Here is a 14,258-nt window from a genome sequence, read left to right on the forward strand (position 1 = left end):
TCGGCCGCTTCAGGCCCGGATCGTGCAGGATATGGATGCCGGCGTACTTCTGAGGGACGGAAATGGACACGCTCGACGACGATGATCTCGCGCTGCTGCACGCCGTCCAGCTGGCCCCGCGGGCGCCGTGGCAGCGGCTCGGGCCGGTCCTCGGCGCCGACCCGGTGACGGTGGCGCGGCGCTGGGCGCGGCTGTCCGGATCGGGCGCGGCCTGGTTCGCGCTGCACCCGTCGCTTGACGGCCTCACGTTCGCGTTCGTCGAGGTCACCTGCGGCGGGCGGTCCGAGGAGGTCGTCGCGGCGCTGGTGCGCGACCCGCGGGTGGTGACGCTGGAGCACGGCACCGGCGACCGGGACCTGCTGCTGACCGTGCTGGTGCCGGAGCTGACCGACCTCGCCGAGTTCCTGCTGACCGGGCTGCCCGCGATGCCAGGCGTGCGGGCGGTGCGGACGACGGTCGGGATCCGCTCGTTCCTGTCCGGCAGCCGGTGGCGGCTGCGGGCGCTGTCGCCGTCGCAGCAGGTACGGCTGGCGGCGCTCGGTGGTTCCGGCGCCAGTGCCGGGGCCGACGGCCACGACGGGCCGGCGCGAGGAACGGCCCGAGGCCCGGCCCGGGGGAGCGCCGAGTACCGCGCGCTGCTCCGGCTGCTGTCGGCAGACGCTCGGCTGGGCGCGACCGAGCTGGCCGAGCGCCTCGGCGTCAGCCGCGTGACCGCCCGGCGCCGCCTGGCCGCCGCGTTCTCCGGCGACCTCGTCGTCCGCTGCGACGTGGCCCAGCCGCTCACCGGCTGGTCGGTCACCGCCATGCTGTGGGCCCAGGTCCCGCCCGATCACGTCGACGACGTCGCCCGGCGGCTGGCCGGCCTGCCGGAGGCCCGGGCGGCGGAGTCGGTGACCGGCGGCGCGGCCAACCTGCTGCTCGGCGTGTGGCTGCGCACGCTCGCCGACCTCCAGCGGCTGGAGGCGGCCCTGGCGCAGCGGGTGCCGGAGCTGCGGGTGCTGGACCGGTCGATCGCGCTGCGGACGGCCAAGCGGATGGGCCGCCTGCTGGACGCGTCGGGCCGGGCCGTCGGCCTCGTGCCGGTCGACCCCTGGGCCACCCCGGGCGACTGACGGTGCGGCGACGCCCCGGCTTCAGGCGTCGACCTTCAGGCGTCGACGGGGGAGGTGCGGGGCGAGGGGGCCTCGTCGTCGTCGGGCGATGACGCGACGGTCTCGGGGAGCGGCGGCGGGGTGCCGCCGTACGCCGGGCACAGCGCCTGATGCGAGCACCAGTCGCACAGCCGGCTGGGGCTGGCCCGCCAGTCGCCGGACTGGGTGGCCCGCTCGATGGCCGCCCACAGCGCCGCCAGCTTGCGTTCCGTGGCCCGCAGGTCGGCTTCGTCGGGCTCGTAGCGCAGCAGCTCGCCGCTGCCGAGGTAGATGAGCTGCAGCAGCCGTGGCACCCGGCCGTGCAGCCGCCACAGCACCAGCGCGTAGAACCGCATCTGGAACATGGCCCGCTGCTCGAACCCGGCCCGCGGCGCCTTGCCGGTCTTGTAGTCGACGACGCGGAGGTCGCCGGTGGCCTCGGCGCGGTCGAGGCGGTCGACGTAGCCGCGCAGGCGCAGGCCGGAGTCGAGCGTGGTCTCGACGTACAGCTCGCGCTCCACCGGCTCGAGGCGGGTGGGGTCCTCCAGCGTGAAGTACCGCTCGACGAGGGCCTCGGCGCTGGCCAGCCACTCGGCGAGCGCCGACCCGTCGGAGTCGTCGGCGAACAGCTCGGCCACCGCGGGCTCGGCCTCGAGCAGCGCGTCCCACACCGGCCGGACCAGTTCGGTGGCGCGGCCGGGCGTGCGCTCGCCGGACGGGAGCTCGTACAGCCGTTCCAGCACGCTGTGCACGACGGTGCCGCGGGTGGCCTCGGAACTCGGCGGCTCGGGCAGCCGGTCGATGGTGCGGAACCGGTAGAGCAGCGGGCAGGTCATGAAGTCGGCGGCGCGCGACGGCGACAGGCTGGGCACGCGCTCGGCCCCGGGGTCGTCCCCGGGGGCGGTGTGCGTGCGCATCGTCATGTTCGTGACTGTAGATCACCCCTCCGACAGAGCCGGGCCGCACACGCCGCCGTGTCCGCCACGTAGCCTTGGAGAATGGCAACCGGTCGTGGTCGGCAGCTGAGCCTCGGGCGCATCGCAGGCATCCCCGTGTACATCAGCCCGACGTGGTTCCTGGTGGCCGCCATCATCACGTTCTGGGGCCGCGACGTCGTGCTCCGCGAGCTGCCCGAGCTGACCGGCGGCGAGGCCTACGCGCTCGCGTTCCTGTTCGCCGTGCTGCTGTACCTCTCCGTGTTCGTGCACGAGCTGGGGCATGCCCTGACGGCACGCCGGCTGGGGCTTCCGGTGCGCGGCGTCACGCTGCACTTCCTCGGCGGCCACACCGAGATCGAGCGCGACGCGCCCACGCCCGGCCGCGACCTCGTCGTCTCCGCCGCCGGCCCGCTGCTGTCGCTGGCGCTCGGCGGGCTCGGCCTGCTCGCCTACCAGAGCATCGACGACGGCGTGCCCGGCTTCCTGGTCTGGATGCTGGCGATCGCCAACCTGCTGGTCGGCGTGTTCAACGTGCTGCCGGGCCTGCCGCTCGACGGCGGCCACATGCTGCGGGCGGCGGTCTGGAAGATCAGCGGCGACGAACACCGCGGCACGGTCGTGGCCGCGCGCTCCGGCCAGGTGCTGGCCGGTCTCGTGCTGGTCCTCCCGTTCGCGCTGAACGGCGCCCGCCCGCCGATCTCCGTCATCATCTGGGCGGGACTGGTCGCGGCGCTGCTGTGGAGCGGCGCCACGCAGGCGCTGGCGGTCGGGCGCATGCGGGCCCGGCTGCCGCGGCTCGACACCCGCACGCTCGCCCGCCGCGCCGCGCCGGTCGCGCCCGACCTCCCGGTGTCCGAGGCCATGCGGCAGGCCCGCGAGGCGAACGTCACGTCGCTGGTCATCGTCGACAGCGCCGGGCGGCCCACGGGCATCGTCAGCGAGAGCTCGGTGGCGGCCATCCCGGAGCAGCGCCGCCCGTGGGTGACCATCGGGCAGCAGTCGCGGTCGCTGCAGGAGGGCCTCGTCCTGCCGCTCGACGTGCGCGGCGACGACCTGCTGAAGGCCATGCGCGAGCTGCCGGCCACGGAGTACCTGGTGGTCGACGCCGAGGGCCGGGTGTACGGCGTGCTGGTGACGTCCGACGTCGACCACGCGCTGGCCGCCCGCTGAGTCACGCTGTCGGAACCGGCCGCTAGCCTCGACCGCATGTCCGCGACCGAATCGTCTCGCCGCACCGGGTCCTTCCGGGTCGGCGACCACGTGCAGCTCACCGATCCCAAGGGCCGGCACCACACCATCACCCTCCAGGACGGCAAGGAGTTCCACACCCACAAGGGATCGTTCCAGCACGACCAGCTGATCGGCCAGCCCGAGGGCTCCGTCGTCGTCTCCACCGGCGGCACGGCCTATCTCGCGCTGCGGCCGCTGCTGTCCGACTACGTGCTGTCCATGCCGCGCGGCGCGGCGGTCGTGTACCCGAAGGACGCGGGCCAGATCGTGGCCATGGCCGACGTCTTCCCGGGCGCCCGCGTGGTCGAGGCCGGGGTGGGCTCCGGCGCGCTGACGATGTCGCTGCTGCGGGCGGTCGGCGAGCACGGCGCGGTGCACTCCTACGAGCGGCGGGCCGACTTCGCGAAGATCGCCGCCGAGAACGTCGAGCGGTTCTTCGGCGCCGAGCACCCGGCCTGGCGGCTCACCGTCGGCGACCTCGTCGAGTCCCTCGACGACACCGAGGCCGACCGCGTCGTGCTCGACATGCTGGCGCCCTGGGAGTGCGTCGACGCCGCGGCGGGCGTGCTCGTGCCGGGCGGCGTGCTGTGCTGCTACGTCGCCACCACCACCCAGCTGTCGCGTACGGTCGAGACCATCCGCGAGAGCCAGCGGTTCACCGAGCCGGTGTCCTGGGAGTCCATGGTGCGCACGTGGCACGTCGAGGGCCTGGCGGTACGCCCCGACCACCGGATGATCGGCCACACCGGCTTCCTCGTCACCGCCCGCCGCATGGCCCCCGGGGTCACCCCGCCGCCCCGCCGGCGGCGTCCCGCACCCGGCAATGACGCCGGAACCACCACGCCGGCGAGCTAGTTGAGGTAAAGAGAAATCCACGCCCGACGGCACCGGAAGTCAACATCTGGTCACTACCTGATCTCCTGCGTGGCGTTCGGGCCGGGCGACTGTAAGGTCTGGCTATAGACGACCCCCTTCCGAGGAGGTGCGAGATGGCGTCGTACGACGATGGTTTCGATCAAGGCCGTCGCGGGTCCGGGCGCGAGCCGTCCGACATGGCCGGCGAGGTGGCTTTCCTCGAGGCACGACTGGCGTCCGTGAACGCCCAGAACGAGCGGCTCGCGGCCACGCTGCGCGAGGCCCGCGACCAGATCGTGGCGCTCAAGGAGGAGATCGACCGGCTGGCGCAGCCTCCGTCCGGTTTCGGCACGTTCCTGTCCAGGTACGACGACGGCACGGTCGACGTCTTCACCGGTGGCCGCAAGCTCCGGGTCGCCGTCAGCCCCGACGTCGAACTGGCCGAGCTGCGGCCCGGCCAGGAGGTCATGCTCAACGAGGCCCTCAACGTCGTCCGGGCGCTCGAGTACGAGCGCGTCGGCGAGGTCGTCATGCTCAAGGAGCTGCTCGCCGACGGCGAGCGCGCGCTGGTCATCGGGCACACCGACGAGGAGAAGGTCGTCCGCATCGCCTCGCCGCTGCAGGACTCCGGCCTGCGGGTCGGCGACTCCCTGCTGCTCGAGCCGCGCGCCGGGTTCGTCTACGAACGCATCCCGAAGTCCGAGGTCGAGGAGCTCATCCTCGAAGAGGTCCCCGACATCGATTACTCCGACATCGGCGGCCTGTCCCGGCAGATCGACCAGATCCGCGACGCCGTCGAGCTGCCGTTCCTGCACGCGGAGCTGTTCCGCGAGCACGAGCTGCGCCCGCCGAAGGGCGTGCTGCTGTACGGCCCGCCCGGATGCGGCAAGACGCTCATCGCGAAGGCCGTCGCGAACTCCCTGGCCAAGCAGATCGCGAAGCTCAAGGGGATGTCCGAGCACAAGTCGTACTTCCTCAACATCAAGGGCCCGGAGCTGCTGAACAAGTACGTCGGCGAGACCGAGCGGCACATCCGCCTGGTCTTCCAGCGGGCCCGCGAGAAGGCCAGCGAGGGCACGCCGGTCATCGTGTTCTTCGACGAGATGGACTCCCTGTTCCGCACCCGCGGCTCGGGCGTCTCGTCCGACGTCGAGAACACCATCGTCCCGCAGCTGCTGAGCGAGATCGACGGCGTCGAGAGCCTCGAGAACGTCATCGTCATCGGCGCCTCGAACCGCGAGGACATGATCGACCCCGCCATCCTCCGGCCCGGCCGGCTGGACGTGAAGATCAAGATCGAGCGGCCCGACGCCGAGGCGGCCCGCGACATCTTCAGCAAGTACCTCACGACCACCCTGCCGCTGCACCCCGACGACCTCGGCGAGCACGGCGGCGACCGCGCGGCCACCACGGCGGCGATGATCCAGCGGTCGGTCGAGAAGATGTACTCCGAGACCGACGACAACCGCTTCCTCGAGGTCACCTACGCCAACGGCGACAAGGAGGTCCTGTACTTCCGCGACTTCAACTCCGGCGCGATGATCCAGAACATCGTCGACCGCGCGAAGAAGATGGCGATCAAGGACCTCCTCGACACCGGCGCGAAGGGCCTGCGGGTGCAGCACCTGCTCACGGCCTGCTTCGACGAGTTCAAGGAGAACGAGGACCTCCCGAACACCACGAACCCCGACGACTGGGCCCGCATCTCCGGCAAGAAGGGCGAGCGCATCGTCTACATCCGCACGCTCATCTCGGGCAAGCAGGGCACCGAGGCCGGCCGGTCCATCGACACCGTGGCCAACACCGGCCAGTACCTCTGACACTGCGACATTGAACACTGCGACACTGAACAGCGTGTCCGGCGGAGGCGCCGTCCTGCTCGACGCAGGGCGGCGCCTCCGCCGTTCCTGGCCGGCGCTGGTCGCGCTGGCGGCGGCCGGGCTGGTGGCCCGCGAGTACTCGCTCGACGCGGCGGTGTGGGCGGGCCGGCACTCGGCGGTGCTGGGGCTGCTCGTGCTGGCGCTGGTGCCGCTCGGCTCGATGCTGGTCACCGTCGCGATGCTGCTGGTCATGCGGCCGTCGACGGTGCCGGCCGGCCGGCGGGTGCGCACGGTGTTCGCGGTGCTGGGCAGCCTCATCGTCCCGTTCCTCGTCGTCTACGAGCACTACGGCTCGTTCGCCGAGGACCAGCGCGAGTACTACAACCAGGCCGCCCATGACGCCGCGGAGCTGGCCGCCACCACCGGCGAGGTCACCGACCGCGTCCCGGCCGGCGCGTCGGCGGCGGTGCTGGGGACGGCGCTCGGCGCGCTGGCACTGCGGTCGCTGGCCGGGCGGCTGTCGCGGGGACGGCCGCAGACGTCGGGCCGGCGGACGGCGCTGCAGGTGCTGGCCGGCTACTGCGACGTCGTCTGGATCGTGCTCGGCGTCTTCGTCGTCGCGCTCGCGAACCGGCGGGTGCGCGACTGGTGGTCCGGCCGGGCCGTGACGGACCGCGTCCAGACGTGGTGGGCGGAGCTGACCGACCGGTTCGAGCTGCTCGACCGGCTGGCGGCCGGCCTGGTCCCGACGACGGACCTGCTGGTGGCGGGCGTGTTCACCGGTCTGGTGGTGCCCATCTCCTGGCTGGCGTTCGGGACCATCGTGTACGGCACGCAACCGGCCGAGGCGGTGGCGCCGGCGGCCGGGCGCATGGCGGCCCGCCTGAGCGCCCGGGTCGGCGAGCAGAACGTCGCCCGGGCCTGGCGCCTGGGCCTCGACGGCGAGCGGCGGTTCGGGCCGCTGGCGGCCGGGCTGGCGATGATCTGGCGGTCCGGGTGGGCGTCGGCGCTGCTGTTCTGCGTGGCCTACGTCGTCGTCGGCCTGACCGGGCACCTCGTGTGGGGCATCGCCCGGCTGGTCGTGGGGCCGGCGCCGGTGGCCGACTGGACGGCGCTGGCCGGGCCGCTGGAGGCGGTGTCGACGATCTTCGTGCAGGTGCTGTCGGCGGCGCTGCTGGCGGCCGCCGCCGACGCGCTGGTCGGCCGGCTGCCGGCCGCCGCCGTCACGGAACCGGAAGCGACCAGTACTCCGGCAGCAGTCCCAGTGCGCTGACCCGCACGAGGCCTGGCTCGGCGTCGTCGGGCAGCAGGAAGTACACGACGCCACCGGCCTCCGGCCCGCCGCAGTCCACGCCGATCGACTCGTCGTCGTACGACGGGAGGTAGCGCGACCCGGCCGTGTAGCGGTTCCCGTCGCCGTCCTGCAGCTGGACCGTGCAGTTCAGCGGCTCGTCGCCGCCCTCGGAGGCCAGCTCCGCGCGCCAAGCGGTGTAGCCGTCGGGCGGCGGCTCGCCGGGCACGTCGCCGGCCCGGCCGAACTCGGCCAGCCGCAGCGACACGTCGCCCACGACCGCCCGGCCGTCGCCGCCGGGGGAGACGGGGACGTGCTCGCCGCGCGGCCACCACAGGTCGCGGGCCGTTTCCGAGGCGGGCCACGCGAGGGCGGCCAGCGCGACCACCATGACGGGGAGCGCGACCCGGTTGCGCCGCCACCACGCCCGGCTCATCCGGCGGCCTCCGCGAGGTCGCGCGAGCGCGGCTCCAGCGGCTCGTCGCCCGCCTCTTCGACCCGCAGCGCCACCTCGGTCTCGGCCCGCGGCACCGCCCGGCCGGGCGCGTCGGGGCTGATCACCAGCGTGAGCCGGCCCAGCGCGTCGGACGGCAGCTCGAAGACGACCTCGCCCCGCTCGGGGACCCGCGGGTCGAACGGGTTGCCGATCATCGGGTTGTCGGCGCGGTTGGACGACGCGAACTCGCGGCCGCGGCGGTCGCGCAGCGCCATGCCGGAGATGGCGGCCGGCTCGTCCAGTGCCGCCGCGGTGACGTCGACGGCGATCCACACGCCGTCGCTCTGCTTCTCGTCCAGCCCGTCGGACAGCACGGTCGCCGCGCGGGCGCCGTGCACCGTCACCTCGACCGGTTCGACGACGGCTCGGTCGCCGGCCGCGGCCTCGTCGACGAACGGCCCGGTCCGCGGCCACCAGGTGTCCGCCCGGTCGCCGACGACGCCCACGGCGAGCACGACCGCGATCATCGCGGCCAACCCGGCCGGCGACGGCCGCCGGGCCCGCCGGTGCCGCGCCATCACGACTCCTCCTCGACCAGCGCGTCGCCGGCGGCGTCGTCGCGGGGGAGCGTGGCGTGCGCCGCCACGCCGTCGGGCCGCCACACCCGCCCGGCGTCGATGGTGCTGTCGGACAGCCGCGACCGCAGGTACGAGACCTCCAGGTCGTCGCCGGGGTCGGACACGTCGGCGACCGGCCAGAGCAGCGCGACCCGGGCCGGCAGGCCGGGCTGCAGCCCCGGCGAGAGGGTCGCGTCGGCGAGCAGGAGGACGCGGTCCGGCTCGCCCTCCACCCGCAGCTCCGGCGGCAGCCCCAGCGAGCGCTGCGGGAACGTGATGGTGGCGTCGGTGCGGGCGATGACGTCGGCCTCGACGACCAGCCAGGCGTCCGCCTCGGCGTACTCCAGCCCGTTGGTCGCGATGTCGTCGCGGATGGTCCACGACCGCGCCGCCAGCCGCACCGGCCCGATGTCGACGGCGGCGCCGGCCTCGACCCGCTCGAGCTCGGGCGCGGGCGCTGCCTGGAGCCCCCCGGTGACCGCTGTGACCAGCACGGCGGCCGCCAGGGCCAGCCAGGCGGCGCGGCGCGGCCAGGTGCCGGCGAGGGCCGACGCGACGGCGCGGGCGGACGGGGACATCGCGGGGATCATACGAGACCTGCGCCGCGTAATGTTCGAGGCATGACCTCCTCGCAGCGCTCCATCGGCTGGGGCGTCGTCGCCACCGGCGCCATCGCTCACAACGTCGCCGGCGACCTGCGGCAGCTCGAGGACAGCCGGCTGGCCGCGGTCAGCTCCCGCCGGCTCGACCGCGCCGAGGCGTTCGCCCGCGACCTCGGCGTCGACCGCGCCTACGACGACGTCCGCGCGCTGGTCGACGACCCCGCCGTCGACGTCGTCTACGTCGCCACCCCGCACGCCCAGCACGCGCCGGTCGTCGAGCTGGCCCTCGAGGCCGGCAAGGCGGTGCTGTGCGAGAAGGCGTTCACGACGTCGCTGGCCGACACCACCCGGCTGGCCGAGCTGGCGCACGAGCGCGGCGTGTTCTGCATGGAGGCCATGTGGACGCGGTTCAACCCGCTCATCACGCGGCTGCGGCAGCTGGTCGCCGACGGCGCCATCGGCGACGTCCGCGCGGTGTCGGCCGACCTCGGGTTCGTCGCGCCGGCCGCCCGCACCGACCGGCTGTGGGACCCCGCGCTGGGCGGCGGCGTCCTGCTCGACGTCGGCATCTACCCGGTCGCGTTCGCGCAGATGCTGCTCGGCGCGCCGTCCGCGCTCACCGTCACCGGCACGCTGAACGAGCAGGGCGTCGACAACGAGGCCGGGCTGCTGCTCACCTGGCCCGAGGGCGTCCGGGCCCACCTGGACGTGTCGCTGATCTCGCCGATCCCCGGGTCCGCGCTGGTCATGGGCACCACGGGACGCATCGAGGTGCCGCCGCGGTTCCACGCGGCCACGGTCATGCGGCTGGTGCACGCGCCCGCGCGCGGCGTCGAAGAGATCCAGACGTTCGAGTGGGAGAAGGAGGGCCGCGGCTACGTGCCGATGCTGCGCGCGGTCGCCCAGGCGGTGCGCGAGGGCCGCACCGAGTGCCCGGAGATGCCGCTGGCGCACACCGTCGAGATCGCCGCCATCCTGGAGCGGGCCCTCGACGGGCTGGGCGTCCGCTATCCGGAGCCGGCGCCGGTCGTGTCGCTGCGCTGAGCCATGCGCGTCGAGCCGTTGACCGAGGCGCTGTGGCCGGCGTTCGAGGAGCTCCTGGCCGGCAGCGGGGGAGCGGCGGCGCGCTGCTGGTGCATGGCGTGGCGCCTCGGCCCGTCGTACCGGCGCCGGCCCGTGGCGCGAAACCGCGACGACTTCCGCGCCGTCGTCGCGGCCGGCCCGCCGCCCGGGCTGCTGGCCCTCGGCGACGACGACCTCGCCGTCGGCTGGTGCCAGGTGACGCCGCGCTCCGCCGTCCCCGCGCTGGAGCGGCCCTGGCGGCTGCGCGCCGTCGACGACGTCCCTGTGTGGGCGATCACCTGCTTCTACGTCCGCAAGGGGCAGCGCCGGCAGGGCGTCGCGTCGGCGCTCGTGTCGGCCGCGGTGGAGCTGGCCCGGGCGGCCGGCGCGCCCGCCGTCGAGGCGTATCCGCTGGACGGCGCGGTCTCGCCCAGCTCCACCAGCACGGGTTACGTCTCCACGTTCCTCCGGGCGGGGTTCGTCGAGGTGGCGCGGCGGTCGCCGGAGCGGCCGATCCTGCGGCTGCTGCCGTAGGCTCGTGACATGAGTGCCCGTCGCATCATGGGAATCGAGACCGAGTACGGCATCTCGGTGCCCAGCAATCCCGCGGCCAACTCCATGCTGGCGTCGTCGCAGGTGGTCAACGGCTATGCGGCGCAGCGTGCGCACGCGCGGCGGGCGAGGTGGGACTTCGAGGAGGAGAACCCGCTGCGCGACGCCCGCGGGTTCGAGCTGTCCCGCGGCGGCGCCGACCCCAGCCAGCTCACCGACGAGGAGATCGGGCTGGCCAACCTCATCCTCACCAACGGCGCCCGGCTCTACGTCGACCACGCCCACCCCGAGTACTCCTCGCCCGAGGTCACCTCGCCGCGCGACGCCGTCGTCTGGGACAAGGCCGGCGAGGCCATCATGGGCGTCGCGGCCACGTGGGCCGGCCGGCTGCCCGGCGCGCAGCCCATCCAGTTGTACAAGAACAACACCGACAACAAAGGCGCCTCGTACGGCTGCCACGAGAACTACCTGATGAACCGGTCGACGCCGTTCGCCGACATCGTCCGCCACCTCATCCCGTTTTTCGTGTCGCGCCAGGTCGTGTGCGGGGCGGGTCGCGTCGGCATCGGCCAGGACGGCAGCGGGCACGGCTTCCAGATCTCCCAGCGCGCCGACTACTTCGAGGTCGAGGTCGGGCTCGAGACCACCCTCAAGCGGCCGATCATCAACACCCGCGACGAGCCGCACGCCGACCCCGAGCGCTACCGCCGCCTGCACGTCATCCTCGGCGACGCGAACCTCTCCGAGATCTCCACCTACCTCAAGCTCGGCACCACGGCGCTCGTCCTCGCCATGATCGAGGACGGCTTCCTCGGCGGCGACCTCGCGGTGTCGCGGCCGGTCGGCGCGCTGCACGAGATCTCGCACGACCCCACGCTCAGGCACCTGGTCGAGCTGTCTGACGGCCGCAAGATCACCGCCGTCCAGCTCCAGACCGAGTACGCCGAGCTGGCCCGCAAGTACGTCGAGGACCGCTACGGCGCCGACGTCGACCCCGTCACCGCCGACGTGCTGACCCGCTGGGAGACCACCCTGCAGGCGCTGGCCACCGATCCCATGTCGCTGTCCGACCAGCTCGACTGGGTGGCCAAGCTGGCGCTGCTGCAGTCCTACCGCGACCGCGACGGCATGGACTGGACGCACCCGAAGCTGCACCTCATCGACCTCCAGTACGCCGACATCCGGCCCGAGCGCGGGCTGTACCGGCGGCTGGTCGCGAAGGGCCGCATGCAGCGCCTCATCACCGACCAGGAGATCGACGACGCGGTGCACCTGCCGCCCGAGGACACCCGCGCCTATTTCCGCGGCCGCTGCCTCGACAAGTACGCCGACTCCATCGCGGCGGCCTCGTGGGACTCCGTGATCTTCGACCTCCCCGGACGCGAGGCGCTGCAGCGGGTGCCCACGCTCGACCCCAGCCGCGGCACCAAGGCCCACGTCGGCGACCTCCTGGACCAGTGCGACACGGCGGGCGACCTGGTCAGCGCACTGACCCAGCGCTGAGTTCCCGGTCCCCGTCGCCCGTCATGACCGGCTATCAGGGGACGGGGGAGCCTGGGCACGCCCTGGGGTGTCCATCCGCCGAGTTGATCATGGAGACATCGGGGTCACCAGCGGGCGGGGATGCCGACTTCGATAGCCAGAACCACGCCGACAGCCCGAAACGATGGCCGAAACGTGACTCCTGCTATCGAAGTCCGGCGTGCGGGACCGGCCCGTCGTCGTCGGGGCAGGTCATGCCGGGAACGCCCGCCCGGAGGCGGTTGCGCTGTCGGCGTAAGCGGAAAATCTCTGCCCCGATCCGGCGTCCCGGGGCGGCAAGATGTCACCACTCCTGGATAGGGTCGTTCTCAAGGCGACCAGGTGGAGGTTGGCGATGGCGCGTGAGACGACCGGCGGTCACAAGCAGACCCGGAAGAACGAGGACGTCGAGGACACCGAGGCGACCGAGTCGAGCGAAGAGCTCAAGGAGCGGCAGGACAAGATCGACGACGACGTCGACTCCATCCTCGACGAGATCGACGAGGTGCTGGAGGAGAACGCCGAGGACTTCGTCCGGTCGTTCGTGCAGAAGGGTGGAGAGTAAGTGGTTGATGTCTCGCGTCTCGGCAGCCTGCCGGCGGAGTTCCTGACGCCGGGCACGTCGTCGTTCACCGAGTTCCTGCGGCAGTACTCGCCCGAGTTGCTGCCGGGGAACCGGGTGCCGGCGGGCGCCGACCTCGGTGGTCTGGCTCCGCACGCCACCACGCTGGTGGCCACCACGTTCGTGGGCGGGGTGGTCATGGCGGGCGACCGGCGGGCCACCATGGGCAACATGATCGCCCAGCGCGACATCCAGAAGGTCTTCCAGGCCGACGAGTACTCCGCGGTCGGCATGGCCGGCTCGGCCGGGCTGGGCCTCGAGCTCATCCGATTGTTCCAGCTCGAGCTGGAACACTACGAGAAGATCGAGGGCACGGTGCTGTCCCTCGAGGGCAAGGCCAACCGGCTGTCGCACATGATCCGCGGCAACCTCGGCATGGCCATGCAGGGCCTGGCGGTGGTGCCGCTGTTCGCCGGCTACGACCTCGGCACCGGCGGCGGGCGCATCTTCTCCTACGACGTCACCGGCGGGCGCTACGAGGAGCACCAGTTCTTCTCGGTCGGCTCGGGCTCGGTGTTCGCCCGCGGCGCGCTGAAGAAGCTGTACCGCGCCGACCTCACGGCCGACGATGCCATCGCGGTCACGGTCCAGGCGTTGTACGACGCCGCCGACGACGACTCCGCCACCGGCGGGCCCGACCTCCAGCGCAAGATCTTCCCCATCGTGGCGGTGGTCGACGAGACCGGCTACCGGCAGCGCGACGAGCAGGCGGTCGCGCAGATCGTCGAAGAGGTCGTGGCCGGCCGCGACATCCGCCCCGACGGCCCCGTCGCGCCGCTGCGCTGACAGCCGCACCACCCCAGCTCACCAGCACGCCAGCCCGCACGAGAGGACCATCGGTGTCGATGCAGTTCGGATACGTCTCGCCCGAGCAGATCATGAAGGACCGGGCCGACTACGCCCGCAAGGGCATCGCCCGCGGCCGGTCGGTCATCGTCGTCCAGTACGCGGGCGGCATCCTGTTCGCGGCCGAGAGCCCGTCGCCGTCGCTGCACAAGATCAGTGAGATCTACGACCGCATCGCGTTCGCCGCGGTCGGGAAGTACAACGAGTTCGAGAACCTGCGCCAGGCCGGGGTGCGCATGGCCGACCTCCGCGGCTTCTCCTACGACCGCGTCGACGTGTCGGGGCGGGCACTGGCGAACGTGTACGCGCAGACGCTGGGGACCATCTTCACCCAGGACCCCAAGCCGTACGAGGTCGAGCTGGTGGTGGCCGAGGTGGGCCTCACCATCGACACCGACCAGATCTACCGCATCACCTACGACGGCTCGGTGGCCGCCGACAGCGGCTACTCCGTCATGGGCGGCGCGGCCGAGCAGGTCGGCCGGTACGTGGGCGAGCACTTCACCGAGGGCGCGTCGCTCGAGGGCTCGCTGCGCCTCGCCGTCGACGCGCTGGGCCGCGACACCGACGAGCCGCGGCAGCTGGCACCGTCGTCGCTGGAGGTCGCCGTGCTCGACCGCGAGCGGCCGCGGCGCACGTTCCGGCGGCTCACCGGCCCGGTCCTGGACTCGTTGCTCGACCGTGGCGGTTCCGAGACCTCGCCAGAGGCCGGTTCCGAGGGCTCGGGCGACTAGGC

Annotated in this window: 15 protein-coding genes; 11 read left to right on the top strand and 4 right to left on the bottom strand. The window is 73.0% G+C overall.

Going from position 1 to position 14,258, the window contains the following annotated elements; genetic code table 11:
• The first annotated feature begins 62 nt into the window (after window positions 1-62).
• Window positions 63-1,112, top strand: a complete 1,050-nt coding sequence (locus BLU82_RS12235) for an Lrp/AsnC family transcriptional regulator (protein WP_092620311.1) — start codon at window positions 63-65, stop codon at window positions 1,110-1,112.
• A gap of 35 nt (window positions 1,113-1,147) precedes the next feature.
• Here BLU82_RS12235 and BLU82_RS12240 read toward each other — a convergent pair whose 3' ends face one another.
• On the bottom strand, window positions 1,148-2,047 hold the full coding sequence (locus BLU82_RS12240) for a PD-(D/E)XK nuclease family protein (protein ID WP_092625740.1): 900 nt from the start codon (window positions 2,045-2,047) through the stop codon (window positions 1,148-1,150).
• Between the two features lie 81 nt (window positions 2,048-2,128).
• Between BLU82_RS12240 and BLU82_RS12245 the strand changes: the two genes are divergently transcribed.
• The 4 genes from BLU82_RS12245 to BLU82_RS12260 all read left to right on the top strand — a co-directional run bounded on the left by BLU82_RS12245 (window position 2,129) and on the right by BLU82_RS12260 (window position 7,246).
• Window positions 2,129-3,238 (top strand): site-2 protease family protein, encoded by a 1,110-nt coding sequence (locus BLU82_RS12245; RefSeq protein WP_092620314.1) that lies wholly within the window; start codon window positions 2,129-2,131, stop codon window positions 3,236-3,238.
• Between the two features lie 36 nt (window positions 3,239-3,274).
• Window positions 3,275-4,153 carry a tRNA (adenine-N1)-methyltransferase gene (locus BLU82_RS12250; RefSeq protein ID WP_092620317.1) on the top strand — a complete coding sequence of 293 codons (879 nt, stop codon included), beginning with the start codon at window positions 3,275-3,277 and terminating at the stop codon, window positions 4,151-4,153.
• A gap of 134 nt (window positions 4,154-4,287) precedes the next feature.
• Window positions 4,288-5,973 (top strand): proteasome ATPase, encoded by a 1,686-nt coding sequence (arc, locus tag BLU82_RS12255; RefSeq protein WP_092620320.1) that lies wholly within the window; start codon window positions 4,288-4,290, stop codon window positions 5,971-5,973.
• A 34-nt stretch (window positions 5,974-6,007) separates the two neighbouring features.
• Window positions 6,008-7,246 (top strand): hypothetical protein, encoded by a 1,239-nt coding sequence (locus tag BLU82_RS12260; RefSeq protein ID WP_092620323.1) that lies wholly within the window; start codon window positions 6,008-6,010, stop codon window positions 7,244-7,246.
• Here the strand turns inward: BLU82_RS12260 and BLU82_RS12265 are convergent.
• From BLU82_RS12265 to BLU82_RS12275, 3 genes are read right to left on the bottom strand one after another with little or no spacing between them, the layout of a single operon-like run.
• A complete protein-coding gene (locus BLU82_RS12265) occupies window positions 7,197-7,700 on the bottom strand; it encodes a hypothetical protein (RefSeq protein ID WP_092620326.1) in 504 nt (167 codons plus the stop codon). The two genes, BLU82_RS12260 and BLU82_RS12265, sit on opposite strands and share 50 nt — an antisense overlap.
• The gene (locus tag BLU82_RS12270; protein WP_092620329.1) at window positions 7,697-8,278 is read right to left on the bottom strand and encodes a hypothetical protein; all 582 of its coding nucleotides are present in this window, start codon (window positions 8,276-8,278) and stop codon (window positions 7,697-7,699) included. Before BLU82_RS12270 ends, BLU82_RS12265 begins: the two co-directional genes overlap by 4 nt.
• Window positions 8,278-8,895 carry a hypothetical protein gene (locus BLU82_RS12275; protein WP_157740845.1) on the bottom strand — a complete coding sequence of 206 codons (618 nt, stop codon included), beginning with the start codon at window positions 8,893-8,895 and terminating at the stop codon, window positions 8,278-8,280. Before BLU82_RS12275 ends, BLU82_RS12270 begins: the two co-directional genes overlap by 1 nt.
• Before the next feature lie 42 nt (window positions 8,896-8,937).
• On the opposite strand from BLU82_RS12275, the gene BLU82_RS12280 reads away from it, so the two are divergent.
• From BLU82_RS12280 to prcA, 6 genes are all read left to right on the top strand, one after another.
• Entirely contained in the window at window positions 8,938-9,963 is a 1,026-nt protein-coding gene (locus tag BLU82_RS12280; protein ID WP_092620335.1) for a Gfo/Idh/MocA family protein, read from the top strand.
• Between the two features lie 3 nt (window positions 9,964-9,966).
• Complete coding sequence (locus tag BLU82_RS12285) at window positions 9,967-10,515, top strand: GNAT family N-acetyltransferase (protein WP_197682900.1); 549 nt, start codon at window positions 9,967-9,969, stop codon at window positions 10,513-10,515.
• Window positions 10,516-10,524: 9 nt separating this feature from the next.
• A complete protein-coding gene (dop, locus tag BLU82_RS12290; RefSeq protein WP_092620337.1) occupies window positions 10,525-12,036 on the top strand; it encodes a depupylase/deamidase Dop in 1,512 nt (503 codons plus the stop codon).
• A gap of 373 nt (window positions 12,037-12,409) precedes the next feature.
• A complete protein-coding gene (locus BLU82_RS12295) occupies window positions 12,410-12,619 on the top strand; it encodes a ubiquitin-like protein Pup (RefSeq protein ID WP_069113364.1) in 210 nt (69 codons plus the stop codon).
• A complete protein-coding gene (prcB, locus tag BLU82_RS12300; protein WP_092620340.1) occupies window positions 12,620-13,462 on the top strand; it encodes a proteasome subunit beta in 843 nt (280 codons plus the stop codon).
• Between the two features lie 53 nt (window positions 13,463-13,515).
• Entirely contained in the window at window positions 13,516-14,256 is a 741-nt protein-coding gene (prcA, locus tag BLU82_RS12305) for a proteasome subunit alpha (RefSeq protein ID WP_092620343.1), read from the top strand.
• Window positions 14,257-14,258: the final 2 nt, after the last annotated feature.

The sequence above is a fragment of the Jiangella sp. DSM 45060 genome (assembly GCF_900105175.1).
Lineage (GTDB): Bacteria > Actinomycetota > Actinomycetes > Jiangellales > Jiangellaceae > Jiangella.